22 protein-coding genes are annotated in these 26,082 nt (G+C 71.7%); 11 read left to right on the forward strand and 11 right to left on the reverse strand.

The window, feature by feature from the left end; all coding sequences use genetic code 11:
- The first annotated feature begins 229 nt into the window (after positions 1-229).
- Genes B4K29_RS00905 through B4K29_RS00915 form a run of 3 tightly spaced genes read left to right on the forward strand, consistent with a single transcriptional unit; the run spans position 230 to position 2,284 of the window.
- Complete coding sequence (locus B4K29_RS00905) at positions 230-529, forward strand: TfoX/Sxy family DNA transformation protein (RefSeq protein ID WP_286958832.1); 300 nt, start codon at positions 230-232, stop codon at positions 527-529.
- Between the two features lie 38 nt (positions 530-567).
- Complete coding sequence (locus B4K29_RS00910) at positions 568-1,389, forward strand: hydroxymethylpyrimidine/phosphomethylpyrimidine kinase (protein ID WP_286958831.1); 822 nt, start codon at positions 568-570, stop codon at positions 1,387-1,389.
- 40 nt (positions 1,390-1,429) lie between these two features.
- On the forward strand, positions 1,430-2,284 hold the full coding sequence (locus B4K29_RS00915; protein ID WP_286966206.1) for a thermonuclease family protein: 855 nt from the start codon (positions 1,430-1,432) through the stop codon (positions 2,282-2,284).
- 52 nt (positions 2,285-2,336) lie between these two features.
- Here B4K29_RS00915 and B4K29_RS00920 read toward each other — a convergent pair whose 3' ends face one another.
- The 3 genes from B4K29_RS00920 to B4K29_RS00930 form a co-directional block, all read right to left on the reverse strand.
- Positions 2,337-2,924, reverse strand: coding sequence for a riboflavin synthase (locus B4K29_RS00920; RefSeq protein WP_286966207.1), 588 nt, complete (start codon positions 2,922-2,924; stop codon positions 2,337-2,339).
- Between the two features lie 105 nt (positions 2,925-3,029).
- The gene (locus B4K29_RS00925) at positions 3,030-4,016 is read right to left on the reverse strand and encodes a carbohydrate kinase family protein (protein WP_349680235.1); all 987 of its coding nucleotides are present in this window, start codon (positions 4,014-4,016) and stop codon (positions 3,030-3,032) included.
- A complete protein-coding gene (locus tag B4K29_RS00930; RefSeq protein WP_286961415.1) occupies positions 4,013-4,672 on the reverse strand; it encodes a nucleoside/nucleotide kinase family protein in 660 nt (219 codons plus the stop codon). The genes B4K29_RS00925 and B4K29_RS00930 overlap by 4 nt, the downstream gene beginning before the upstream one ends.
- A gap of 51 nt (positions 4,673-4,723) precedes the next feature.
- Here B4K29_RS00930 and B4K29_RS00935 point away from each other — a divergent pair, with 51 nt between their 5' ends.
- On the forward strand, positions 4,724-5,569 hold the full coding sequence (locus B4K29_RS00935) for an SMP-30/gluconolactonase/LRE family protein (protein WP_019287463.1): 846 nt from the start codon (positions 4,724-4,726) through the stop codon (positions 5,567-5,569).
- 1 nt (position 5,570) lies between these two features.
- Positions 5,571-6,836 (forward strand): cation:proton antiporter, encoded by a 1,266-nt coding sequence (locus B4K29_RS00940; RefSeq protein WP_286958826.1) that lies wholly within the window; start codon positions 5,571-5,573, stop codon positions 6,834-6,836.
- A 216-nt stretch (positions 6,837-7,052) separates the two neighbouring features.
- On the opposite strand, the gene B4K29_RS00945 is transcribed toward B4K29_RS00940, so the two are convergent.
- On the reverse strand, positions 7,053-8,444 hold the full coding sequence (locus tag B4K29_RS00945) for an NAD(P)/FAD-dependent oxidoreductase (protein ID WP_286966209.1): 1,392 nt from the start codon (positions 8,442-8,444) through the stop codon (positions 7,053-7,055).
- Between the two features lie 77 nt (positions 8,445-8,521).
- On the reverse strand, positions 8,522-10,264 hold the full coding sequence (gene argS, locus B4K29_RS00950) for an arginine--tRNA ligase (protein WP_286966210.1): 1,743 nt from the start codon (positions 10,262-10,264) through the stop codon (positions 8,522-8,524).
- A gap of 161 nt (positions 10,265-10,425) precedes the next feature.
- Between argS and B4K29_RS00955 the strand changes: the two genes are divergently transcribed.
- Together B4K29_RS00955 and B4K29_RS00960 are read left to right on the forward strand one after the other, a co-directional pair.
- The gene (locus B4K29_RS00955; RefSeq protein ID WP_286966211.1) at positions 10,426-12,681 is read left to right on the forward strand and encodes a 6-phosphofructokinase; all 2,256 of its coding nucleotides are present in this window, start codon (positions 10,426-10,428) and stop codon (positions 12,679-12,681) included.
- A 156-nt stretch (positions 12,682-12,837) separates the two neighbouring features.
- Complete coding sequence (locus tag B4K29_RS00960; RefSeq protein WP_286966212.1) at positions 12,838-13,812, forward strand: PRC and DUF2382 domain-containing protein; 975 nt, start codon at positions 12,838-12,840, stop codon at positions 13,810-13,812.
- Between the two features lie 86 nt (positions 13,813-13,898).
- On the opposite strand, the gene B4K29_RS00965 is transcribed toward B4K29_RS00960, so the two are convergent.
- The 3 genes from B4K29_RS00965 to B4K29_RS00975 all read right to left on the reverse strand — a co-directional run bounded on the left by B4K29_RS00965 (position 13,899) and on the right by B4K29_RS00975 (position 18,315).
- Positions 13,899-15,782 carry a vWA domain-containing protein gene (locus B4K29_RS00965; RefSeq protein ID WP_349680236.1) on the reverse strand — a complete coding sequence of 628 codons (1,884 nt, stop codon included), beginning with the start codon at positions 15,780-15,782 and terminating at the stop codon, positions 13,899-13,901.
- A 177-nt stretch (positions 15,783-15,959) separates the two neighbouring features.
- Positions 15,960-16,718 (reverse strand): CPBP family intramembrane glutamic endopeptidase, encoded by a 759-nt coding sequence (locus tag B4K29_RS00970; protein ID WP_286958818.1) that lies wholly within the window; start codon positions 16,716-16,718, stop codon positions 15,960-15,962.
- Positions 16,719-16,758: 40 nt separating this feature from the next.
- A complete protein-coding gene (locus B4K29_RS00975; protein ID WP_286966213.1) occupies positions 16,759-18,315 on the reverse strand; it encodes a peptide MFS transporter in 1,557 nt (518 codons plus the stop codon).
- Between the two features lie 348 nt (positions 18,316-18,663).
- On the opposite strand from B4K29_RS00975, the gene B4K29_RS00980 reads away from it, so the two are divergent.
- The 4 genes from B4K29_RS00980 (at position 18,664) to B4K29_RS00995 (ending at position 22,756) form a co-directional block, all read left to right on the forward strand.
- Entirely contained in the window at positions 18,664-19,908 is a 1,245-nt protein-coding gene (locus B4K29_RS00980; protein ID WP_286961427.1) for an arginine deiminase, read from the forward strand.
- The gene (gene argF, locus B4K29_RS00985; protein WP_286966214.1) at positions 19,908-20,909 is read left to right on the forward strand and encodes an ornithine carbamoyltransferase; all 1,002 of its coding nucleotides are present in this window, start codon (positions 19,908-19,910) and stop codon (positions 20,907-20,909) included. Before B4K29_RS00980 ends, argF begins: the two co-directional genes overlap by 1 nt.
- Before the next feature lie 3 nt (positions 20,910-20,912).
- Positions 20,913-21,878, forward strand: coding sequence for a carbamate kinase (locus B4K29_RS00990; protein WP_029212445.1), 966 nt, complete (start codon positions 20,913-20,915; stop codon positions 21,876-21,878).
- A gap of 347 nt (positions 21,879-22,225) precedes the next feature.
- Positions 22,226-22,756, forward strand: coding sequence for a hypothetical protein (locus B4K29_RS00995; RefSeq protein WP_019287446.1), 531 nt, complete (start codon positions 22,226-22,228; stop codon positions 22,754-22,756).
- Between the two features lie 21 nt (positions 22,757-22,777).
- Here the strand turns inward: B4K29_RS00995 and B4K29_RS01000 are convergent, their stop codons facing one another.
- From B4K29_RS01000 to fahA, 3 genes are all read right to left on the reverse strand, one after another.
- Positions 22,778-24,262 (reverse strand): alanine/glycine:cation symporter family protein, encoded by a 1,485-nt coding sequence (locus B4K29_RS01000; RefSeq protein ID WP_029212443.1) that lies wholly within the window; start codon positions 24,260-24,262, stop codon positions 22,778-22,780.
- Positions 24,263-24,487: 225 nt separating this feature from the next.
- Positions 24,488-24,733 carry a hypothetical protein gene (locus B4K29_RS01005; RefSeq protein ID WP_286959136.1) on the reverse strand — a complete coding sequence of 82 codons (246 nt, stop codon included), beginning with the start codon at positions 24,731-24,733 and terminating at the stop codon, positions 24,488-24,490.
- A gap of 85 nt (positions 24,734-24,818) precedes the next feature.
- Positions 24,819-26,033, reverse strand: coding sequence for a fumarylacetoacetase (fahA, locus tag B4K29_RS01010; RefSeq protein WP_286966215.1), 1,215 nt, complete (start codon positions 26,031-26,033; stop codon positions 24,819-24,821).
- Positions 26,034-26,082: the final 49 nt, after the last annotated feature.

Consider the following 26,082-nt stretch of genomic DNA (forward strand, 5'->3'; position numbering starts at 1 on the left):
GAGGCGTCACTGGTGACCAATGGCCGGGCGGCGAGGCGTCACTGGTGACCAATGGCCGGGCGGCGAGGCGTCAGTGGTGACCAACGGCCGGGTGACAGCTCCGGATGGGCGCGGCGACCCGGCGATAGGTCACGGAGAGTGATACTTTAGTTACGACGTCAGTCGCATCCGTGCAGGTCAAAGATGCGGGCTGTGACTGCTGAGAGTAATCACGGGAACGATGGGGGACATGGTGAGCGGGAGCCGTACGCGCGTGGAGGCGCTGCCCAACATCGGTCCCAAGCTGGCCGCGGCACTGCGGGCCGTGGGGGTCGCCGACGCCGAGACCCTGCGGGAGCGGGGGTCGGAGGCCGTGTGGCGTGACATGCGCGAGCAGGGCCTGTTCGACGACGCCACGTCCCTGCAGGCTCTCGAGGGTGCGGTGCGCGGGATGCGCTGGCACGACCTCGACCGAGGCCTGCGCGCCCGGCTGGTCGAGATCGCGGCCGACCCGGAGCACGAGAACGGCTTCGAGGCCGACGCGAGCTGAGCTCCCGCACCGGCGCCGGTCGGTGAGAAACTGTGGGCATGACCACACCTCACGCTGTCGCCGCGGCCGAGGCCGCTCCCATCGCGCTGACCATCGCCGGGTCCGAGGCGACCGGCGGCGCTGGAGCCCAGGCCGACCTCAAGACCTTCCAGGCGCTCGGCACCTTCGGCATCGCTGCCCTCACGTGCATCGTGTCCTTCGACCCCAAGGCCGACTGGGGGCACCGGTTCGTGCCGGTGGACCCGGGCGTGATCGCCGACCAGCTGGAGGCCGAGCTGGCGGCATACGACATCGACACGATCAAGGTGGGCATGCTGGGCACGCCGGCCACGATCGAGACCGTCGCCGGCGTCCTGCGCGAGGCGCGGCCCCGCAACCTGGTCCTCGACCCGGTGCTCATCTGCAAGGGGCAGGAGCCCGGCGCGGCGCTCGACACCGACACCGCGCTCAAGGAGCAGGTGCTGCCGCTCGCGACCTTCGTGACGCCCAACCACTTCGAGTCGATGGCCCTGTCCGGGATGGACTCCATCGAGAGCGAGGACGACCTCGTCGCCGCCGCCCGCGCCATCCACGAGCGCTCCGGCGCCGTCGTCCTCGCCAAGGGCGGCGTCCGGCTCACGGGGCCCGACGCCATCGACGTGTTCTACGACGGCACCACCCTCGAGGTGCTGAGGGCGCCCAAGATCGGCGACCTGGCCGTCAGCGGCGCCGGCTGCACCCTCGCCGCCGCCGTCACCGCCGAGCTGGCCAAGGGCGCGTCGCCGCTCGACGCCGCCCGCACCGCCAAGGATTTCGTCCGTCAGGCGATCCTGCACCGGATGCCGTCGCGCGCGCCGTTCGAGGCCGTCCGCCAGGTCTGACCCCCGTCCCCGTCCCCGACCCACGCCATGGAGGGACCAGATGACCAGGCCCGGCCGCCGACGTCGATGGGGCCTGCGGGTCCTCACGGTCCTCGCAGGCGTAGGCCTGGCGTCGGCGACGGCATACGGCCTGGTCAGCGGGGGGATCACCAGCTCGCCGGACGGTGAGCGGTTGCGGGTGGTGGGCGCCCAGAGCGGGGACGTCCTCGACGTGACGACGATGCGCAATCGGCGGTTGGTGCGCCTCGCCGGGGTCGAGGCACCCCGCCGGACGTCCGACGGCGGGGTCCAGTGCCTGGCGGACGAGGCCCACGAGGCGCTCGAGCGGCTGGCGCCCACGGGGTCACCGGTCACGCTGCGGCACGCGCCGGGCACCCGTGGGTGGGTCCTCGACGGACGTGGCGCCCCCCGCCAGGGCGAGGACGGGGCGGAGGTCAGCAGCGTCTACGACCACCAGGACCGGCTGATCGCGGTCGAGCTCGCCCGCCGCGGGCTGGTCGTGCCGGACGCCGACGACCAGCGCGACGCCGAGGCGCTCGCCCAGGGGTTCGACCACGCGCGGTCGGAGGGTGCGGGCTTCTACGACGAGGACCTCGCGTGCACCGTGCCCGGCCAGGTCCGCGCCCGGATCGCGGGTCTGCAGCAGGCGCTCGGCCCGCGCCAGCGGTGGGCGGACGAGGGGCCGGCACCCGCTCCTGCCCGGGTCGACGCCGCGCTCGCGTCCGCGACCGAGCTGTGGCGGCACCTCAGCGCCGTGGGTCCGCACCGGGACGCGCCGGAGTGGCGGGCGCTGTCGTCCAACGACACGGCCCTGCTGCGGATGCGCCTCGAGGCGGCCATCGTGGGGGCTCAGGCCGTGCGGTTCAACGCGTCGACGCTGGCCGAGGAGGGCTAGCGGCTGTTGACGAGCGGGGAGTGGCGAGGGGCGCGTAGGTAGCGGCGAGCGGCTAGCGGGTCATGAGGCGCTCGACGTACTTGGCGATCACGTCCACCTCGAGGTTGACCGGGTCCCCGACCTGCTTGCGGCCCAGGGTGGTCAGGTCGAGCGTCGTCGGGATCAGCGACACCGCGAAGGTCGCGTCGTCCACCGCGCTCACCGTGAGGGAGATGCCGTCGACCGTGATCGACCCCTTCTCGACGACATAGCGCGAAAGCTCCGGCGGCAGCGAGAAGGTCACGACCTCCCAGCGGTCCCCGGGCTCGCGGCGCACGATCGTGGCGGTCCCGTCCACGTGCCCCTGCACCACATGCCCCCCGAACCTGCCCCCGGCGGGCATCGCGCGCTCGAGGTTGACGGGCGAGCCCGCCTGCAGCGCACCGAGGCTCGAGCGGTCGAGGGTCTCGCGCATCACGTCCACGCTGAAGGTCGCCTCGTCGTGCGCCACCACCGTCAGGCACACCCCGTTGACGGCGATCGAGGCGCCGTGCGTCGCGTCGCTCACGACCAGGGGGCCGCGCACCGTCAGGACGGCGCTGTCCGCGCCGAGCTCGACGGACTCCACGGAGCCGAGCTCCTCCACGATGCCGGTGAACATGGCTGCTCCTTCGTTGGTCGGGACGTCCTCCCCAACCTACCGGCGGCGGTCACATCGACCGGCCGTCGTTCCCCAGGCTGATGATCCCGCCGCCGGCAGGTCCGCTCAGGGGCGTGGTCCCAGCGCTGTCGGGATGTCGGCGAGCCAGCCACGGGACGACGCGTGCGACACCCGGACCGCGGCCACCCGGCAGGCCAGCCCGACCGCGCCGGGCAGCGCCTGCCCCTGCGCCAGCGCCGCCACCAGCGCCCCGTGGAACGCGTCCCCCGCCCCGAGGGAGTCGACGGCCGTGACCGCGGGCGGCGTCACCGCGCCCTCGCTCCCTCCTCGCGCGGACCGCCAGCGCACCGCTCGTGGCCCGTCGGTGACCAGCGCGGTGCCGCAGCCCGACTCGAGCAGGTGGTCCAGGGTGCCGGACGGGTCCAGTCCCAGCTGACGGCCGTATGCCGAGGAGGCCGCCGCCACGTCCACCAGCCGCAGCCAGCCCTCGACGTGGGCCTTGACGCTGCCCGCGTCCAGCACCGTCGTCACGCGTCCGGCCCGGGCCAGGTGCAACGCGGCCTCGCCGGCCACCGGGTGGTGCCCGTCGACGAGCACGGCTGCGGCGCGGGCGATCTCGTCGCGCGCCTCGTCGGAGAGGTTCCACGTGGAACTCTGCGCGCCCGGCGAGACGACCGTCCGCTCCCCGTCGGCGTGGACGACGCAGGTGGCCACCGGAAGCGCCCAGGCGCCACCGTCCCCACCGGCGACCCCGCCACGTGCCGGACTACGTGCCGGACCACGCGCCGCACCGCCCGCCCCACCGTGATCCGGCGCCACCAGGTCGACGAGGCGCACCCCGCACGCCGCGAGGTCCGCCCGCACCACGTCGGCCGCCACGCCAGACCCGACGGCGCTGATCAGGGTCACGGATCCGGCGGGCAGCAGTGCTGCCGCCGTCACCGCGGCGTTGGCCGCCGGACCTCCGGCCACGAGCTCGACCGCGTCCGAGCGGGACTTGTCGCCCAGGACGACCGGCTCGCTGACGCGTTGCACGACGTCGAGCGTCGTCAGCCCCACGCAGATGACGCGTGGACCCGCCCCATCACTCACTCGAGCACCACGACCACGTCCGCGCGCCCGCGCGTCGCCGCGACCAGCCGCGCGTTGGCGGCGTCCACGCCCTCCGTCCCGCGGGTCAGCGCCGCGTCGCGGGTCCGACCGAACTGCACGTGCCGGTCGACGAGCCGCTCGACGCGCAGCCGCTCCGGCACGTCGACGAACCACACCTCGTCGCAGAGCACGTGCACGGCGGTCCACGGATCCTCTTGCAGCAGCAGGTAGTTGCCCTCCGTCACGACCAACGGGCAGTCGGGCGGGACCAGCACGGCGCCCGCGACGGCGTCCTCCACCGAGCGGCGGAACTCCGGCGCCCACACCGCGACCGGGGGCTCCGCGACCAGGCGACGCAGCAGTGCGACATACCCCTCGGCGTCGAAGGTCCACGGTGCGCCCTTGTCGGCGACGTCGCCGCGGGCCTCGAGCACGCTGTGCGCGAGGTGGAACCCGTCCATCCCCACCACCACGGCGCCCGGCACGGCCTGCGCCACCAGCTCCGCGAGCGTCGACTTGCCGGCGGCCGGGGCCCCGGTGATGCCGAGGACCCGGCGCCCGGGCCGCGCCGCGAGCTCCCGCGCCCGCTCGACGGCGGCCTCCGCAGCCAGCTCGTGCCCCTCGCCAGCCGTGCTGTCAGCGATCTGGTCAACCATCTCGCCAGCGTAGGACCCGCAGCCCGCACGCGCTCGCCTAGGGTGAGGCCCATGCGCGCCGACCCCGTGACCGATCCCATCTGCTACCACGCCGAGGGGCCGGTCTGGTGGCCCTCGTGGGGGCTGCGGTGGGTGGACATGCTCGCCGGCGACGTCATGACCCTGCGGCCCGACGGTGAGCCCACCCGCACCCACGTCGGCACCGTCGTCGCCTGCCTGCGCCCACGCGAGGGCGGTGGCGCGGTCCTGGCGCTCGAGCGGGCCGTCGCCAGCACCCGGCGCGACGACCTGACCGAGCTCACGGTCGGCCCGACCTTCGTGCCCGACGGCATCCGGCTCAACGAGGGCGGCTGCGACCCGGACGGCCGGTTCTGGGTCGGGTCGATGGCCTACGACCAGCAGCCCGACGCCGCCACCCTCTACGTCATGGACGAGGACCTGTCCGCGCACGTGGCCCTCGACCCCGTCACCGTCTCCAACGGCATCGTCTGGAGCCCCGATGGCGCGACCGGCTACTACGCCGACACCGCCACCCACCGGGTCATCTCCTTCCCGTATGACGGGACCGCCGCCATCGAGGCCCCCCGCACGCTCGTGGACCTCGGTCCGGACGGCAGCCCCGACGGGCTCACCGTCGATGCCGAGGGTGGGGTCTGGATGGCGATGAACGGCGACGGCGAGGTGCGCCGCTACACCCCGCAGGGACGGCTCGACGAGGTCGTGCAGGTCCCCGCCCGGCAGGTCACCGCCTGCACCTTCGGCGGCGACGACCTCGGCACCCTCTACATCACCACCTCCAGAGAGGGCCTCGACGATGGCGACGACCCCCTGGCCGGCGGGGTGTGCGCCATACGGCCTGGTGTGTCCGGCCTGCCCGCGCTGACCTGGCGCGGCTGAGGTGGTCACCGGGGTCGTCTATCTCGTCGCGGGGATCGGCCTGCTGCTCGGTGCCTTCCTGCCGAGGCTCCTGCGCGAGCGCGCCATCTCCGCCCCGATGGTGGTGCTGTTCGTCGGCATCGCCGTCGGCTGGTTCCTGCCCGGCGACGAGCCGATCGCGCCCGTCTTCCAGCAGACCATCACCCAGCACGTCGCCGAGGTCTGCGTCCTCGTCTCCCTCATGGGCGTCGGCCTGGCCATCGACCGGCCGTTCGCCTGGAGGGCCTGGCGACCGACCTGGCGTTTGCTCGGGATAGCGATGCCGTTGTGCATCGCTGCCGTGGCACTGCTCGGCTGGTGGGCGCTGGCGCTGTCACCGGCCGCCGCCATCCTGCTCGGCGCCGTGCTCGCTCCCACCGACCCGGTGCTCGCGTCGGACGTGCAGGTCGCCGGGCCGAGCGTCAGCGGCGAGGAGGAGAGCCCCGAGGAGGAGGACGACGAGGTGCGCTTCGCCCTCACGTCCGAGGCCGGGCTCAACGACGCCCTGGCCTTCCCGTTCGTGTGGTTCGCGTTGTTCCTCGCCACCAAGGGGCCGGTCGCGGAGTGGGGCTGGCACTGGATCGGGATGGAGCTGGTCGGCAAGATCGCCATCGGCGCGCTCGTCGGGCTGGCGGGCGGCTGGGTCTTCGGCAAGGTGGCGTTCCGCGCGCAGTGGGACAACCTGCGCCTCGCGGACGTCGGTGAGCCGATGCTCGGGCTGGCGCTGGTCGCCACCGTCTACGGACTGGCCGAGGTCCTGCACGGCTACGGCTTCCTCGCCGTGTTCGTCTGCGCGGTGACGCTGCGCGCTGCCGAGCGCGGCCACGAGTACCACGGCCGGCTCCACGACGCCATCGAGCACGTCGAGTCCGTGCTGACGCTGCTGATCCTCCTGCTGCTCGGCGCCTCCCTGTCGTCGGGGCAGCTGTCGGCGCTGAGCTGGCAGGGCATGCTCGTCGCCGTCGCCCTCGTGCTCGTCATCCGCCCCCTGTGCGGCTGGGTCTCGCTGATCGGCACCAAGCAGCTGGGCTCGCGCGAGAAGGTCGTGACCGCGATGTTCGGCGTCCGCGGCATCGGCTCCGTGTTCTACATGGCCTTCGCGACGGCTCAGCACGAGTGGCCGGAGCAGAAGGCGCTGTGGGCGACGGTGACCTTTGCGATCGTGGTGAGCGTGATGGTGCACGGCGTGCTGGCGACGCCCGCCATGAAGCACCTCGAGGAGCGCCGCGGCGCCGAGCGCCCCGTCTGACCACGGTCCTCGGCCACACCCTCCTGGGTGGCGGCCTCCAGCGTCGGTGGCGATCTACCGCGTGGGTGGCACGTTGCAGCACGCCACGAACGCTGGAGCCCGCCACGAGCGCTGGAGCCCGCCCGTTGCGCCCGGCGGGGCCGCAGACAGATCGACCGGCCTCCGTCACACCCGCCTGGGGGACGTAGGCCGGTCGATGCCTCGGCCGGGGGCGGGTCAGCGGGTGCGGCGGTCGGCGGCCTCGGGGTCGTAGGGCTGCTCGAGGGGCAGGCGCACGCCGCCGATCGTCGGCTGGAACTGGCTGCCGAGCTGGCTCACCGCGAGGCGTCCGACGAGCTGCTGGCGCGTGGTCGTGCGCTCGGCCCGACCCGTGGACAGGAACGCGATGGCCCAGTGCATCAGCGTCGTCACCCGGTGCTTGAAGCCCACGATGTTGATGAGGTGCACGAACAGCCAGGCCAGCCACGCCGGGAAGCCCGTCAGCTTGATCTTGCCGATGCTCGCGATGGCGCCGAACTTGCTGATCACGGCCATCGACCCGCGGTCCTTGTACTGGAACGGCGAGGTGTCGCGGGCGCCGGCCAGGTCGGAGGCGACCGCGCGGGCGGCGTGCTGGCCACCCTGGATCGCGACCTGCGCGACGCCGGGCAGCTTGTCGAGGCTCATCATGTCGCCGACGACGAAGATCTCGGGGTGCCCCGGCAGCGTCAGGTCGGGGTTGACCGAGATGCGGCCGGCCCGGTCCACCTCGGCGCCCGTCTGCCTGCCGAGGGTGGCTCCGAGGGGGCTGGCCTGGACGCCGGCCGCCCACACCTTGCAGACGGCGCCGATGCGCTCGGTCGAGCCGTCCTTGCGCTTGTAGGTCACGGACTCCGAGTTCACGTCGGTGACCAGGGCGTCGAGGATGACCTCCACGCCGATGCGCTCGAGCTCGGCCTTGGCGCGGCTGGACAGCTTGTCGCCGAACGCCCCGAGGACGGCAGGGGCCCCGTCGATGAGGATCACGCGGGCCTGCGTGGAGTCGATGGAGCGGAAGTTGCCCTTGAGGGTGTTGGTCGCAAGGTCCTTGATCTGTCCGGCCATCTCGACGCCGGTCGGTCCGGCCCCGACGACCACGAAGGTCATCAGCCGCTCGCGCTCGGCCGGGTCCTCGGACAGCTCGGCGACCTCGAAGGCGCCGAAGATGCGGGCGCGCAGCTCGAGGGCGTCGTCGATGGTCTTCATCCCGGGGGCGTAGACCGCGAAGTGGTCGTTGCCGAAGTAGGACTGGCCGGCGCCGGCGGCCACGATCAGGTAGTCGTAGTGCAGGGTCGTCTCGTGCTGCAGCGCCTCGGCCGTCACCGTGCGGGCGTCGACGTCGATGCTGGTGACCTCGCTCATGATGACCTTGGCGTTGCGCTGGCCCTTGAGCACCTCGCGCGTGCTGGGAGCGATCTCGCCGGGGCTGAGGATGCCGGTGGCGACCTGGTACAGCAGGGGCTGGAACAGGTGGTAGACGGTCTTGCCGACGATCGTCACGTCGACGTCGGCGTCCTTGAGCTCCTGGGCGGCGAAGAGCCCGCCGAATCCGGATCCGATGATCACCACGTGGGGGCGCTTGTGAGCCATGGCACACAGGCTAACCTCACCCTGCCCCCTGCGGGGGACTGGGCCGTATGCCGAGAGCCCGCCCCACGTGGGGTCGGTCACATGCGCTCGGGAGCCTCCACGCCGAGCAGGTCCAGGCCCTGCACGAGGGTGCGGAGCGTGAGGGCGCACAGCGTCAGGCGCGACGCCCGGGTCTGCTCGTCGTCCGCCTTGAGCACCGGGCACGCCTCGTAGAACGAGGAGAAGGTCTGGGCCAGCTCGAAGAGGTAGGTGCACAGGCGGTGCGGCTCGTAGATCGCGCCGACCTGCGCCAGGACGCCGTCGAGGTCGAGGAGCTTGAGGGCCAGCTCGCGCTCGGCGGGCTCGGTGACGAGCACGGGGGCGTCCTGCGCCTCGGGGTCCACGCCGGCGCTGCGCAGGATGGACCGCAGCCGGGCCGTGGCGTACTGCAGGTAGGGGCCGGTGTTGCCGGTGAGCGCGAGCATCCGGTCGAGGTCGAAGACGTAGTCCGAGTCGTGGGCGACCGACAGGTCGGCATACTTCACGCCCCCGATGCCGACCATCCGCGCGATGTCGGCCCGCTCCTGCTCGGGGAGCTCGGGGCGCGCCTCGTCGATGTAGGCGCGGGCGTGCTGCACGGCCTCGTCGAGGAGGTACATGAGGCGCAGGGGGGCGCCGGACCGGGTCTTGAGGATCTTGCGGTCCTCGCCGAGGACCGAGCCGATCTTGACGTGCTCGACCTGTACCTCGGCGGGGTCCTTCGGCAGGTAGCCCGCCTGCCGCGCGGTCTCGTAGACCATCTGCAGGTGCAGGCTCTGGGTCACGCCCACGACATACAGGATCCGGTCGGCGTGCAGGTCCTCCACGCGGTGCTTGACCGTCGCCAGGTCGGTGGTGCCGTAGCCGTAGCCGCCGTCGGACTTGCGGATGAACAGCGGGACGGGCTTGTCCTCGCGGCCGGTGAAGCCGGGGAGGAAGACGACGAGCGCGCCGTCGTCCATGGTCGCGATGCCCTTGGCCTCGAGGTCGGCGCAGATGCCGGGGAGGTCCTCGTTGTACGACGACTCACCGGCCAGGTCGTCGTCGGTGAGGGTCACGCCGAGGGTGGAGTAGACCTTGTTGAAGTAGACCTTGGACAGGTCGTAGAGCTTGCCCCAGAGCCGCAGCGTCTCGGGGTCGCCGGCCTGCAGCCGGACGACGCGGGCACGGGCGCGCGTCGCGAAGTCCTCGGACCCGTCGAACTTCGCGCGGGCTGCCTGGTAGAACGCGTTGGGGTCGGTCTCGACGACGTGCGCCTCCGGGGAGTCCTCGCCGACCTCGAGGAGGTGCTCGACCAGCATCCCGAAGGGGGTGCCCCAGTCGCCGACGTGGTTCTGCCGGATGACGGTGTGGCCGAGGTGCTCGAGGGTGCGGGCGAGTGAGTCGCCGATGATCGTCGTGCGCAGGTGGCCGACGTGCATCTCCTTGGCGACGTTGGGCGCGGAGTAGTCGATCGGGATGATCTCGGCCGGCTGGGTGGCCACGCCGAGCCGCGGGTCCACCTGGGCGGCCTGCACCTGCTGCGCGATCCACGCGTCGCTGAAGGTTACGTTGATGAAGCCCGGGCCGCTGACCTCGGCGGACGCGATGAGGTCGCCCGTCTCGAGGTGCTCGACGATCGCGTCGGCGACGTCGCGCGGCTTGCGGCCGAGCCGCTTGGCCAGGGCCATGGCGGCGTTGACCTGCACGTCGGCGAACTGGCTGGGTCGCACCACCGGGTCCGCCCCTCGAACGTCCTCGCCGAACGCGGCGACGAGGGCGGACTGCACGGCCGGGGCGAGGGCGTCGATCGGGGCAACCATGGGTCCCAGGTTAGTGGGCCTCACCAGCCCGGACGAACGCGTATCACCCCCCCTCGGGGCGCGGCGCCCCGGCGGGCACGGTTGGATGGAGGCGAGGACCGTCCGCCCCGTCGTGGACGTGGACCGCCAGCCCAGTCGCGCACGCAGCCGGAGGTAGCCCCGTGGAGACCGTCCCCCGCATCGCCGTCCTGACGAGCGGCGGTGACGCGCAGGGCATGAACGCCGCGGTGCGCGGCGCCGTGCGCACCGCCATCCACCTCGGGGCGGAGGTGTTCGCGATCTACGAGGGCTACCAGGGCATGGTCGACGGCGGCGACGGCATCCGCCAGGTCGGCTGGGACGACGTGGGCAACGTCCTGCACCGCGGCGGCACCATGATCGGGACCTACCGCAGCAAGGACTTCCGCGAGCGCGCGGGCCGGCTGCGCGCCGCCGCCAACCTGCTCGAGCGCGGGATCGACCGGCTGATCGTGATCGGCGGGGACGGGTCGCTGAGCGGCCTGGACCTGTTCCGCCAGGAGTGGCCCGGGCTGCTCGCCGAGCTCGTCGAGACGGGGCGGGTCGAGCAGGCGCTCGCCGACGCCCACCCGGCCCTGATGATCGCGGGCCTCGTCGGGTCCATCGACAACGACCTCGTCGGCACCGACATGACCATCGGTGCCGACAGCGCCCTGCACCGGATCGTGGACGCGATCGACGCCATCGCCAGCACGGCGGCCAGCCACCAGCGCAGCTTCGTGGTCGAGGTGATGGGCCGGCACTGCGGCTACCTCACGCTGATGAGCGCCATCGCGGGCGGCTGCGACTACGCCCTCATCCCCGAGAACCCGCCCGCCGACGGCTGGGAGGACCGCATGTGCGCCGAGCTGCGGCGCGGGCGCGCGGCCGGTCGCCGGGACTCGATCGTCGTGGTGGCCGAGGGCGCCCAGGACCGCGAGGGCAACCCCATCACGGCGGCGTACGTGCGCGACACGATCGAGCAACGCCTCGACGAGGACACCCGCGTGACGATCCTCGGGCACGTGCAGCGGGGTGGCCGGCCCAGCGCCTTCGACCGGTGGGCGTCGACCTGGCTGGGCTACGCCGCGGCCGAGGAGGTCCTGGCGGCGACCCCGGGGTCGGTGGCCCACGTGGTCGGCATACGGGGCAACCGCATCGCCAAGGTCCCCCTCATGGAGGCCGTCGAGCGCACCCGGGAGGTCCCGGCGGCCATCGCCGGTGGCGACTACGCGGAGGCGATGCGGCTGCGGGGAGGGTCGTTCACCGAGATGACCCAGGTCTTCACCGAGATGTCGGAACCGCCGGTCCCCGCCCTGGCTGAGGGCGAGTCGCCCCGACGCGTCGCGATCCTGCACGCCGGCGGGCTCGCCCCCGGCATGAACACCGCCGCCCGCGCCGCCGTGCGCCTCGGGATCGACCGCGGGCACACGATGCTCGGCGTGCGCGGCGGCTTCCCCGGCCTGCGCGACGGCCAGGTGGAGGAGCTGACCTGGGGCGACGTCGAGGGATGGACCTCCATCGGGGGTGCCGAGCTGGGGATCCGCCGCACGGTCCCCGAGATCGAGGACCTCTATGCCATCGGTCGCAGCCTGGAAGCCGCCCGCGTCGACGCGCTGCTGGTCGTCGGCGGCTGGAACGGCTACCAGGGGGCGCACCGCCTGTGGGAGGAGCGGGACCGGTACCCGGCCTTCCGCATCCCGGTGGTGTGCGTCCCCGCCTCGATCGACAACAACCTGCCGGGGTCCGAGCTGGCCATCGGCACCGACACCGCGCTCAACGCGATCGTCGAGGCCGTCGACCGGATCAAGCAGTCCGCCTCCGCGCGACGGCGCTGCTTCGTGGTCGAGACGATGGGGCGCTACTGCGGCTACCTCGCGCTGATGAGCGGGCTGGCGAGCGGCGCCGAGCGCGTCTACCTGCACGAGGAGGGCATCACCCTCGACGACCTGCAGGACGACGTGCACCGCCTGCGCTCCTCCTTCGACGCCGGACGCCGCCTCTACCTCGCCATCCGCAACGAGCGCGCGAGCGAGCAGTACACGACGGACTTCCTCGCCCGTCTCCTCGACCAGGAGGGGCAGGAGAGGTATGACGTGCGCCAGGCGGTCCTCGGTCACCTGCAGCAGGGCGGCGACCCCTCGCCGTTCGACCGGGTGCTGGCGACGCGGCTCGTGGCGCACGCGGTGGACCTGCTGACCGAGCAGCTCGCCGCAGGGGGCCGCGAGGCGCAGCTGGTCGGCCTCGTCGCGGGCCGGGTGCAGGCCACGCCCATGGCGCGGATGCTCGAGCTCATGGACATGGCGCACCGTCGTCCCAAGGACCAGTGGTGGCTGGACCTGAGGCCCGTCGTCCGCGCCGTCTCGGAGCCGCCGCCGCCCGTGCTCGCGGCGCCTCGGGCGCCGTCCGCAGGCCAGTGACCTGCGCAGACGTGGCCACGTGACCGTATCGAGATTTTTTGGACTCGGGGGTTTGCCGCCTGACCGGCCTGGGCAAGTTACGAGCAGCGGGGCACCGTCGTCCACGGCGACGGCGTCATCCGGCACTTGGTAACCAACGAAAGGCGGAACCCCACCATGTTCTCCAACGAGCACATCGAGCAGGTCCTCAACGGCACCGTCGTCGACAACAACGGCGACAAGATCGGCAAGGTCGGCGACGTCTACAACGACGACCGCACCGGCAACCCGTCCTGGGTGACCGTCAACACCGGCCTGTTCGGCACGTCCAACACCTTCATCCCGCTCGACGACGCGCAGGTCGATGGCGACACCATCCGCGTCCCGTTCTCCAAGGACAAGGTCAAGGACGCCCCCCGCGTGGACGCCGACCGTCACCTGGACGCCGACGAGGAGCGCGAGCTCTACCGCTACTACGGCCACGACTACGACGAGGGCTACGCCGCTGCCGGCACCCGTGGCGGCGACCACGGCGCTGACGGCGACGCGGACGCCAATGCCGGCCGCAACGACCACGGCGCTGACGGCGACGCGGACGCCACTGCCGGCCGCAACGACCACGGCGCTGACGGCGACGCCGACGCGACCGCTGGTCGTCCCCTGGCCGACCGCGACCGCACCCAGGGCGACAACACGATGACCCGCTCCGAGGAGGAGCTGCGGGTCGGGACCCGCGAGCGCGAGGCCGGCCGCGTGCGCCTGCGCAAGCACGTCCGCACCGAGCGCGAGTCGGTCACGGTCCCGGTGACCCACGAGGAGGTCCGCGTCGAGCGCACCCCCATCCGTGACGGTGAGGGCGGCCGCATCGGTGGCGACGAGACCGCCGAGGTCCGCCTCAAGGCCGACGAGGTCGTCGTCGACAAGGACGTCGTGGCCAAGGAGCAGGTCTCCCTGGGCAAGGAGACGGTGACCGAGCAGCAGCGCGTCACCGAGGACGTCCGCAAGGAGGAGATCGAGGTCGAGCGCGAGGGCGGCGTCCGCGAGGGTGGCCTGCGTGACGGGGTCGGCAACGACAACGACGGCAAGGTCGGCCTCGGCGACAAGATCAAGGACAAGCTGGACCGCGACAACGACGGCAAGGTCGGTCGCTGATCAGCCTGATCTGACCCGTCGAGCCCTGCTCGACGACAGGTAGCCACGACGAAGGCCCGGCTCCCCACGCGGGGGCCGGGCCTCCGTCATGCCCGACGCCGGGCCCCGCATCTGTGAGCTGGGGGCCAGGTTGTGCCGTCACCGTGACGGGTGCGGAGGCGCGCGGCGGGGGTCAGAGCGAGAAGAGCGCCAGGTTGACGGCCGCCTTCATCTCGGACGGGCTGTTGACCTGGGCCGCACGGCCACCGGTGGCGCTGGCGATGGCCTGCAACGCCCCCATGTCTGCCTCGGCGCCGTAGCCCAGGCAGATGATCCTGACGGGTCGCTGGGGGTCCTTGGCCTCGTTGAGGTAGGTGAGGAGCTGGCCGAGCGTGTCCGGGCTGGTGGTGTCGCGGTGCGCCGTCGGACAGGATCACGAGCTGGTTGACGTAGCCGGGGTCGTACTCGTCGAGGGTGTAGGCGTAGGCCTCGCGGACGGCCTGGTAGAGGGGCGTCCCACCCTTGATGGTGACGTTGCTCATGGCCTGCACCACGACGTCGATGTGCTGGCGGCCGGCGTCGGCGCTCTCGTTGACGGCGAGGTCGGTGGGGCGCTCGATCAGGGGTGTCCCGAGTTCGTTGGAGGTGTGAAAGAAGCACACGCCGGAGCGGGCCCGGGGCGACGCGGTCTGGTAGACGTTGCCCGCGAGGCCGCGGACCAGGTCGATGCGGCTCGTCGCCCCGCCGGCGAAGTGCTGGTTCATCGACCCCGAGGCGTCCACGAGCACCATCGAGGAGATGCGGGAGTGCATGCCCCGCCAGGCCTGCACGGTCTGCTGCAGCACGGGCAGCGGCACGGCGGCGGGACGCAGCGGCGCGGCATAGGCGACGCTGGCGGGGTGATCGGTGGGCGCGGCGCCGTCGGGCGCCCTCAGGCCGGCCGCGCGCAGGGCGGCCAGGCCGGACGCCGAGGTGAGGTAGGCCCGGAACCCCCGCGCCGAGGCAGCGCCCGGAGCGTCGTCGGCGGTCGCTCCCACCCCCAGCACCGACAGCGGCACGGAGGCGGCGCCGCCGGCGAGGGGGACGGCGGCCAGCGGCACCGTCGGGTCCACGGCGTTGTCCGCGGCGTCGGCCCTCTCGGTGGTGACATAGGCCGAGGCGCGGGAGGTCACCTCGGAGAGGGTGTCGTCCTGGTCAGGGAGCACGTCCCCGTCGTTGCCGGCGAGCGAGGTGATGCGGTGCTCGACCTTGATGACGGCGAGGTCCTTGTCGCTCGGCTCCGCGTAGTCCGGCGCCTTGGCGAGCGGCCCGCCGTTGGCGAGGGTGATCATGGCTCCGAACCCGATGGCAGCGGTGGGGCTGGTCGCCGGGTCCGCCATACGGATCGAGAAGGACGCCCACTCGGGGTGCCCGGTCTGGGCCCAGGTCGACCGCCCCAGCATCCACGAACGCCAGGCGTCGGGGGTGAGCGGCCGGGTGGCCAGCCCCAGGTGCCCGTGTCGGCCATGGCCGAGGGCATCGCGAGGACGACGGGGGTGCTGGCGACCAGCTGCGGGGCGGTGCGCCTCACGGAGCTGGGGAGGGCGGCGACGTCCCCCTCGGACCGGGCGAGCCACAGCGCGGCCCGGTCCGAGGAGAGCAGCCCGGGGAGTGCGGCGGGCCCCGCGGCCTGCTGCACCGCCACCCGGGCGCAGGCCGATCGCTGCGCGACGCGACAGTCGTCGGCGACCTGGGCGAGGGCGTCGGTCAGGGCGGGGGAGGCATAGATCGTGGTGGCGTCGTCGCACGTGCGGACCTCGGCCTGCCGCGAACCCGTCGGCCCCTGCACCCCCGGCCGTGGCTCCCCGACCGTCCCCGGTCCCCGAGCCGGCGCGCCCCTGCACGGCCACGACCCCCACCCCGCCGAGGGCGGCGAGGGCGATGATGGCGGCGGCGACGTTGCCCACCCGGTCGCTGGAGCTGCCGCGGTGACGGCCGTAGGTCTGCGACACGGGACACCTCCCAGGACTGCGGGCGTCGGGCGTGCGACGGGTCCTGCGCCCGACGCCGTCCGTGACGCACAGGTCGCGGTGCGCCGGAAGCGTAACTATTGGAGGGCATTCGGGTGATGTGACGCCAGTCCTGCATCGATTACCGGCGTGCGACGAGCCAGGAGCGTGCCGAGAGGGTCAGAGCCAGCCGAGACGGCCCTTGGCGAGCGTGTAGCCGACGAAGGCGACCACGTCGAGCAGCGTGTGCGCGACGACGAGCGGCATGACCCGGCCGCGCCGCTGGTAGTAGGCGCCCAGCACCAGGCCCATCACGGCGTTGCCGAGGAACGCCCCGAAGCCCTGGTAAAGGTGGTAGCTCCCGCGCAGGAGGGCGGACAGCACGAGCGCCAGGCGGTCCGGCATACCGGCCTGGCGCAGTCGCGCGAGGAGGTAGGCGACGACGACGACCTCCTCGAGCACGGAGTTCTGCACCGCCGCCAGCACGAGCACCGGGATCGTCCACCAGGTCGAGGTGAGGTCGGCCGCGACCACCTCGGTGGTGATCCCGAGGTGGCGGCCGAGGAGATACAGACCCAGGCCCGGTATGCCGATCCCCGCCGCCAGGAGGGCGCCGTGCGCGGCGTCGCGGCCCGGCTCACGCCGGTCCCACCCGATGCGCGGGTCGGCGGGTGGGCGGCGGTGCCGCAGCAGGAAGATCGCCATCGCGGGGGCGACCACGCCGAGGGCGATCCCGGTCAGCTGGTAGGCGAGGTCGAGCCAGGGGCGGTCGGGGGTGACCGACTGGTTGAGGGTGGAGGTCTGCTGGTTGAGGGCGACCTCGCGGGTGGTCCGCTCGATGATCCGCAGGATCGAGTAGATCGCGGAGGAGCCCAGGGACAGACCGAGCAGCAGGAGCACCTCGACCAGGTGCTCCTGCCGCTCGGTCAGTCTGCGCATGGGCGGCACTCTAGCGAGCGCCGCTGCGGGTGGGGCGCCGTCAGTGCGCCCGGGCTGCGCGCGCCGCGTCGGAGGCCTCGCGCCGCATGTCCTCGACGTCCTTCATCTTGCGCTGCGTCCACGGCACGAGCGCGAACAGGATGACCGCGCAGGCCAGCGTCATGCCGCCGAGGGTGTAGTAGAAGGCCGCGTCGGACAGGCCGGCCATCCCCTTGATGAGCAGCGCGGCGATGCCCTGGCCGACGGCCGAGGTCAGCAGCCAGAGCGCCATGGCCTGGCTGGCGAAGGCCTTGGGGGCCAGCATCGTCGTGGCGGACAGCCCGACCGGGGACAGGAACAGCTCGGCGACCGTCTGCATGACGAAGACGAGACCGAGGAAGTAGAACGGCGCGAGCGCGGAGCCGCCGGTCCAGGTGCCGAAGGCCCAGCCCATCACCATGGCGGACAGGCCGATGAGGGTGACCGACAGCGCGAACTTGGCCGGCGTCTGCGGGAAGCGGCCGGCGCGACGGGTGAAGAACCAGCCCACGATCGGGGCGAGGATGACGATCGCGAAGGGGTTGATCGACTGGTACCACGCCGGGTTGACGGTGAAGCCGCCGCCGACCTCGAGCTGGGTGTTGTTCTTGGCGAAGCTCGCCATCTTGACGGCGGCCTGCTCGAAGATCATGAAGAACAGCGCCCCGCCGACCCACAGCGGGATGTAGGCGGCGAGGTGGCTGCGCTCGGTCGCGTCGACCTTGGGGCTGCGGAACATCATGACGAAGTAGCCGACGGCCGCGATGATCGACAGCGCCGCGACGGTGTCGACGATGGCCGCGGTGGTCGCGCCGCCCTCGAGGGCGTTGAACAGGAGGTACAGCACCGCGGTGCCCACCACCACGGCGACGGCGACGCCGCCGACGCGGGCGCCGTCCTTGCCGGTCAGGGGGTTGGGGACGGTGGAGCCGATGCCGTGCAGGGCCTTCTTGCCGGCGACGAAGGACAGGATCGCGAAGCCCATGCCGACGGCCGCGGCGGAGAAGCCGACGTGGTAGCCCCAGCGGCCCTGCAGGAAGCCGACGATCAGGGGGGACAGGAAGGCGCCGATGTTGATCGACATGTAGAAGATCTGGAAGCCACCGTCGCGGCGGGGGTCGTCGCGGTCGTAGAGCTCACCGACCATCGTCGACAGGTTGGGCTTGATGAACCCGGTGCCGATGGCGACCAGGCAGATGCCGAGCCACGCGGTCGCGACGGTCGGCAGGGCCAGGCAGATGTGGCCGGCCATGATGATGATGCCGCCGTAGAGCGTGGACTGCCAGGCGCCCAGCAGCCGGTCCGCGGCGAGCCCGCCGGGGATGGCCAGCAGGTAGACGGCGGCGCCGTAGGTCGCGACGATCGCCTCGCCGGTCGACTTCTCCATCCCCAGGCCGCCCTCGCCGACCGTGGCGATGATGAAGTACAGGAGGATGGCCTTCATCCCGTAGTACGAGAACCGCTCCCAGAACTCGACCTGGAACAACCAGGCCAGGCCCTTCGGGTGCCCGACGAACCCTCGGTCGTCCCTCGACGAGGGTCTGGTCGGTGCTGGGGTGGTCTCGTCGATCGTGGCCATGAGTCGTGGCCTTCCTCTCTGATGGGTCGTGCGGTGGCCCACGCCGTCGGGGGCCAGCGTGCCGATGGTGAGGCACGGCATACACCGTATGCCCCCCTGGCGGTCGACTCACGTCCGGGTGCCCGTCATCTGGTGGGATTCGCTGCCGCGCATACCTATCTGCGGCATACCGTGTGCCGCTCGACCCGGTGCAGCATGAACACTCACCACCCGCTCTGACCAGCGAGATCGGCACCCTCCCCGGTGTAGGCGCAGGGCCCGCTCTGCGCTTTGATAGGGGCGGACCACGGCGGGGAAGCCTTCGAGCGAGGGGCGATCCACCCAGAACCAGCGAGCGAGGGAACCCAGATGACGAGCGAGCGCAGAGCCTACGTCGGCTCCGAGGTCGGCCAGCTCCGCCGGGTGCTGCTGCACCGCCCCGACCGTGAGCTGGCGCGCCTCACGCCGAGCAACAAGGAGGCCCTGCTCTTCGACGACCTGCCGTGGTTCGAGGAGGCGCAGAAGGAGCACGACGAGTTCGCCCAGGCGCTGCGCGACCTCGACGTGGAGGTCCTCTACCTGCAGGACATCCTGACCGAGACGCTCGAGCACCCGGCCGCCCGCCAGTTCCTGTTCGACCACCTCCTCGACGACGAGGTCTTCGGCCCGCAGGCCATCGACCCGATGCTCGAGGTCCTGTCGGGCATGGGCTCCGGGGAGCTCGCCTCGGTCCTCATCGGCGGGATCACCAAGCAGGAGATGCTCGGCCGTATGCCGCACGAGCCCGCCTCGCTGGTCCTGCACTCGATGGGGCGCGACCAGTTCGTGCTGGCGCCGCTGCCCAACCACCTGTTCACGCGGGACACGACCTGCTGGGTCTACGGCGGGGTGTCGATCAACTCGATGCGCATGACGGCGCGCGTGCGCGAGTCCCTGCACTACGAGGCGATCTATCACTGGCACCCGGAGCTGTCCGGCGGCGACCACTCCCTCACCCGCTGGTCGGACGGCCTCGGCACCGGGCTGGCCTCGATGGAGGGCGGCGACGTGCACGTGCTGGGGCGAGGCGGGGTCCTCGTCGGTATGTCGGAGCGCACGACCCCGCAGGCGGTGGAGCGCCTGGCGCAGCAGCTGTTCAACGCGCACGCCGCCACCAGCGTCGTCGCGATCGCCATGCCGCAGGGGCGGGCGATGATGCACCTCGACACCGTCATGTCGATGGTCGACGAGGAGACGTTCACCAAGTACGCCGGGCTGGGGATGCTCCCGGCATACACGCTCACCCCCGGGGACGAGCCGGGCCGGCTGCAGGTCCGGTCGCACGCGCCCGAGGACATGCACAAGGCGATCGCGGGAGCGATCGGCCTCGACGACATCCGCACCCTGACGGCCGACCAGGACCTGGCGGCCGCGGAGCGCGAGCAGTGGGACGACGGGTGCAACGTGCTCACCGTCCGTCCCGGCGTGGTCATCGCCTACGAGCGAAATGTCACGAGCAACAACCACCTTCGCGACAACGGTGTCGAGGTGGTCACCATCAAGGGAAGCGAGCTCGGTCGGGGCCGTGGAGGTCCGCGCTGCATGAGCTGCCCGATCGAGCGAGAGGACATCTGATGTCGTTCACCCTGCGCCACCGCAACTTCCTCAAGGAGGTGGACTTCACCCCCGCGGAGTGGAAGCACCTGCTGAAGCTGTCCGCGGACCTCAAGGCCGCGAAGTACGCCGGCACCGAGCAGCCGCGGCTGCGGGGCAAGAACATCGCGCTGATCTTCGAGAAGACCTCGACCCGGACGCGCTGCGCCTTCGAGGTCGCGGCGTACGACCAGGGCGCGGGGGTGACCTACCTCGAGCCCGCGGGCTCGCAGATCGGGCACAAGGAGTCGATGAAGGACACCGCGCGGGTGCTGGGGCGCATGTATGACGGCATCGAGTACCGCGGCTTCGCGCAGTCGCTCGTCGAGACGCTCGGGGAGTTCGCGGGCGTCCCGGTGTGGAACGGCCTGACCGACGAGTGGCACCCCACCCAGATGCTCGCCGACCAGCTCACGATGACCGAGCACTCGGACAAGCCGCTGTCGCAGATCGCCTTCGCCTATCTCGGTGACGCGCGCAACAACGTCGGCAACTCGCTGCTGGTGTCCGGCGCCATGGCCGGGATGGACGTGCGCATGGTCGCGCCGACGTCGCTGCAGAACACCGAGGAGGTCGTCGCCTTGGCGCGCGGGATCGCGGAGCAGACCGGTGCCCGCATCACGATCACCGACGACGTCGAGGCGGGGGTGCGCGGCGCGGACTTCCTCTACACCGACGTGTGGGTGTCGATGGGTGAGCCCAAGGAGGTCTGGGACGAGCGGATCGCGCTGCTCAAGGACTACCAGGTCAACAAGGCCACGATGGAGGCGACAGGCAACCCGCAGGTCAAGTTCATGCACTGCCTGCCGGCCTTCCACGACCGGGCCACCAAGGTGGGGGAGGACATCTTCCAGGCCACCGGCATGGAGGCCCTCGAGGTCACCGACGAGGTCTTCGAGTCCGAGGCGTCGATCGTCTTCGACCAGGCGGAGAACCGCATGCACACGATCAAGGCGGTCATGGTCGCCACCCTGGGGGACTGACCCGTGCGCATCGTGGTCGCCCTCGGCGGCAATGCCCTGCTCGAGCGGGGCGAGAAGCCCGACGCCTCGACCCAGCTGGAGCGCGCCAAGGCGGCCGCCCGCGCCCTCGCGCCGCTGGCGGAGGAGCACGAGCTGGTGATCACCCACGGCAACGGCCCGCAGGTGGGGGTGCTGGCGCTGGAGTCGGCCAACGACCCGGCCCTGTCGGAGCCCTACCCCTTCGACACGCTGGGTGCGCAGACGCAGGGGATGATCGGCTACTGGCTGCTGCAGTCCCTGCAGAACGCCCTGCCCGGCCGACAGGTCGCCGCGATGGTCAACCAGACCCTGGTGATGGCGCACGACCCGGCGTTCGCCGACCCGACGAAGTTCGTCGGCGAGACCTACTCGGAGGCCGAGGCGCGGTCCAAGGCGGACGAGCGCGGCTGGACCGTAAAGCAGGACACCAAGGGGTGGCGCCGCGTGGTGGCCTCCCCGACGCCGCAGCGCATCGTCGAGACCCGGATCGTCCGGCTGCTGCTGTCGTCCGGTGCGGTCGTGGTCTGTGCGGGCGGTGGCGGCATACCGGTGATCCGGGACGAGAAGGGCAAGCTCAAGGGCGTCGAGGCGGTCGTCGACAAGGACCTCACCGCCGGGCGGCTCGCCGAGGCGCTCGAGGCGGACGCGCTGTTCATCCTCACCGACGTGGCGCACGTGGTCGAGGGCTTCGGCACGGACGACGAGCGGCCGATCACGCGCGCGACGCCGGGGATGCTGCGGGCGATGGACCTGCCCGCGGGGTCGATGGGCCCCAAGGTCGAGGCTGTGTGCCGGTTCGTGGAGCTCACCGGTGATCTCGCGGGCATCGGCCGGCTGCAGGACGTGGCCGCCATGATCGAGGGCGAGGCGGGCACGATCGTCACGCCCGGAGGCAACTACGGCGGCCCCGACGACCTCAACCCCCGCCACGAGCTCACCGTCGACATCTAGACCTACCTCAGGTAGTCACATCGACCCGCCTTAGTCCCCCAGGCTGATGTTCCCAAGGCCGGTCGATGTGTCGAAGCCGGGTCGATCTGCCGGACCCGGGCTGGTGTGACTACCTCAGGTCGTCACATCGGCCTGGCGTGCCAACCCGGGCGGATGTGCCTACCTGAGGGAGGTCCTGGAGCCGGGAAGTGGTCGTATGGCGACGCACAGCGACTGGAGTGGTGCAGGCAGGTGGCGTAGTTACTCACGGGTAGTGGGACGGCGGGCGGGCCGATAGCGTCACGACGCACCGTGCCCGTGGGCGCTGCAGGCCAGCGCTCCGCCCTCCACCCCGGGAGATCGCAGCCATGACGCACCGCCTCAGCCGCCCTCGCGCCGACGTCGTCGTCGGGGTCCTCGCCGCCGTCGCCCTCGGGGCCGCCGGGTGCAGCACCGAGAAGGCCGCCGCCGGTGGCTCGGAGGAGGCCCTGCAGAACGCCTTCACCGCCTCCGAGGCCGCGCTGCGCAAGCTCGAGAAGCTCCCTGTCGACGGGCCGGTGGCCTCGGCGGACTTCCTCACCCCGGAGTATCTCGAGCAGCACAACGCCATGAGCCGCAGCATCGAGGCCGGCGGCAACCGGATGGTCGGCCAGCGCAGGTTCGAGTCGATCAAGCGCGTGCAGTACTCCATCTGGCCCCGGCCGGTGACCTCCATGCGCGTGTGCAGCGTCGGTGACGTCCGCATGCTCGACGAGAAGGGCAAGGACGTCACCGTGGGGCTCGACCGCAAGCCGAAGCCCAGGGGGCAGAGCCGCGAGGCGATCGTCTACGACCTGGAGTCGCGCGACGAGGGCAAGACCTTCCTCGTCAAGGGGGCGCTCCCGGACGGGACGTGCTGACGACCGCCTCGGGCCCTGCCGTCAGACGTCGGCGTCCTCGTGGACGTCGTTGGGCGCGAACCACTGGCCGGGCGCGTGACCCGGGCGAAGGCGCCACACCTCGCCGGGGACGTCGTCCGGCATGTAGGGGTTGTCGTCGAGGTCGAAGCCCGCGTTGACCGGGTCCGGGTTGGACTCGAGGTCGCGCAGCGCGGCGATCGCGTGCTTGCCGAGCGCCATGAGGGCGACCAGGTTGAGCACCGCCATAAAGGTCATGGCCAGGTCCGCCAGGTCCCACACGAAGGCCAGGCTCTGCAGCGCGCCCCAGGCCACGGCACCGATGGTGAGCAGTCGGATCGCGAACGCGCCGACCTTGCCGCCACGCATGAAGTCCATGTTGACCTCGGCGTAGGTCTCGTTGCCGATGACCGAGCTGAACGCGAAGACGAAGATCAGGAAGGCCATGACAGGGGCGACCCACGAGCCGAGCTCGCTGGCCAGGGCGGTCTGCGTGAGCGTCGCCGCCTGGTCGCGCGTGGTGACCCCGGGCGTGTAGACCTCGGGGCCGGCCAGCAGGATCATCACGGCGGTCGAGGTGCAGACGATGATCGTGTCGATGAAGACACCGAGCGCCTGGACCATGCCCTGGTGGGCGGGGTGCGAGGTGGTGGCGGCGGCCGCGGCGTTCGGGGCCGAGCCCATGCCCGCCTCGTTGGAGAACATCCCGCGCTTCACGCCGTTGAGCATCGCCGCGACGATGCCGCCGGCGGTGCCGGCCAGCGCCTGGTCGAGGCCGAAGGCGCCCTTGAAGATGTCGCCGATGGCGTCGGGGACCTCGCCGATGCGCAGCACCAGCACGGTGAGGGCGAGCAGGAAGTAGGCGAGCGCCATCAGCGGCGCCATGTACTCCGTCACGCGGGCGACGGACTTGAGCCCGCCGAGGACGATGGCCGCGGTGATGACGACCAGGACGATCGCGGTGATCCAGGTGGGGATGCCCCACGTGCCCTCGACGACGCCGGCGATCGTGTTGGCCTGCACCATGTTGAACGCCAGGCCGAAGGTGAAGATCAGGCAGATGGCGAAGGCGATGCCCATCGGGCGGGACTTCAGCCCGCGCTGCATGTAGTAGGCCGGGCCGCCGCGGAAGGTGCCGTCGGTGTGGGGCACCTTGTAGAGCTGGGCGAGCGTCGCCTCGACGAACGCGGTGGCCATGCCAAGGAAGGCCATGACCCACATCCAGAAGATCGCGCCCGGACCACCCAGCGCGAGGGCGATGGCCACGCCGACGATGTTGCCGGTGCCGACGCGGGACGCCAGCGAGATGCAGAAGGCCTGAAAGCTGGAGATGCCCTCCCCGCCGCCGCTGCGCGAGCCGATGGCCACCTTGACCATCGTCCCGAAGCGGCGGAACTGGGCGCCCTTGCTCCACAGGGTGAAGAGGATGCCGGCGGCCGCCAGCAGGACGATCAGCAGCCAGGTCAGCTTGTCGTTGGCGACGAGGATGCCGTCGTGGATCGCGTTCATGGGGGTCCGTTCGTGCGAGATCGGGGCCGCCGTGGTGATGACGGGCGGTCGCGGGCGCGACGTCGGCACACACTATGCAACGACGCGCATATGGTCTCGTCCGGGGTGGGACCTGAGGCTGAGCGTGTCCTGACCGTGACCTGACGCCAAGCGGCCGGTATGCCGGAGCGCCCGCAGCCTGGGCCGGTGCGGGTAAGGCGGCGGGCAGCGGGCGCAGGGCGGCGTTCAGCTGCGCAGCGGGGTGGGGGTGGAGTCGTCCCGACCCTCGGTGGGCGCGTCGGTGGGCTGGTCCTTGCGGCGCCCGACGAGGGGCAGCCCGGCAAAGACGCAGCCGACGGCCACGGCGATGGCCAGCAGGCTCCAGTTGTCCGTGGTCATCGCCAGGACGACACCGATGGCCGTTGCGAGGGCGATCGTCATGGCGTTCTGCTTGGTGGTCTTGCTGGTGGTCTTGGTCGGCGTGTTGTCCATGACTCGAACCTAGGGCCCCACCCTGGGCGGGGGATCCGTCTCGCGGACGAGATCCGTGGGACGGCTCCCCCGCAGGGTGGAGAGGTCAGCGGGCAGGGGTGATGCGGCCGCGGCACTCGCCGAGGCCGATGCGGCGGCTGTCGCGCCCGCGTGCGGTGGCCGTCAGCACGATCTCGTCGCCGTCCTCGAGGAACGTCCTCGTGGAGCCGTCGGACAAGGTGATCGGGTCGCGCCCGCCCCAGGTCATCTCGATGAGGGCGCCGCGCTGGTCGACCTCCTTGCCCGAGATGGTGCCGGAGGCGTAGAAGTCCCCGGTGCGCACGGAGGCGCCGTTGATGGTGGTGTGGGCGAGCATCTGCGCACCGGTCCAGTACATCTGGGCGTACGGCGGGCGGGAGACGACCTCGCCGTTGAGCTGCACCTCGATGTCGATGTCGAGGCCCCAGGGCTGGTCGGGGACGTCCTTGAGGTAGTCCTGCAGCGGCACGTCGCGCGCTGGCGGCTCGATGCGAGCGTCCTTCAGGGCCGCGAGCGGCAGCACCCAGCCGCTGATCGACGTGGCGAAGGACTTGCCGAGGAAGGGACCGAGGGGGACGTACTCCCACGCCTGGATGTCGCGGGCGGACCAGTCGTTGGTAAGGGTCACGCCGAAGACGTGCTGGTCGAACTCGCTCACGGCGACGGAGGATCCGCGCTCTGACCCCACGCCGACGACGAAGCCCAGCTCGGCCTCGATGTCGAGGCGGATCGACGGGCCGAAGACGACGTCGCCGTCGGGCGTCCGCCGCTGGCCCTGCGGCCGTGGTATGTCCGAGCCCGACACGATCACGGTCTGCGAGCGGCCGTGGTAGCCGATCGGCAGGTGCTTCCAGTTGGGCGTGAGGGGCTCGGAGTCGGGGCGAAAGATCCGGCCGATGTTAGACGCGTGGTTCTCGGAGGCATAGAAGTCGACGTAGTCGCCGACGGTGAACGGCATCAGCATCGTGACGCCCTCCAGGTCGACGAGGTACTTCTCGACGACGGGTCGGTGGGCCTCGTCGGACAGCCACGTCTGGATGTCGGCGCGCAGCCGCTCCCACGCCTCCGGTCCCGCTGCGAGCAGGACGTCGAGGTTGCCCTCCTCGACGACGTCGGACCACTCGCCGGGCAGCTCGGTCACGGCCTCCGTGAGGTCGAGGGCCTGGTCACCGATGCGCACCCCGAGGTGCGCGAAGTCGTCGCCGGTGTCCATCGAGCCGTAGGGGAGGGCGTCGAGGCCGAACGGGCTGTCCTGCGGGATGTCGACCCAGGTGGTCGTCACGTGAGCTCCTTGTCGTGATGAGGTGGCGCGGCGGTGCGGCGGTGCGGCG

This window comes from Arsenicicoccus sp. UBA6765, assembly GCF_002453335.1.
GTDB lineage: Bacteria > Actinomycetota > Actinomycetes > Actinomycetales > Dermatophilaceae > Arsenicicoccus > Arsenicicoccus bolidensis.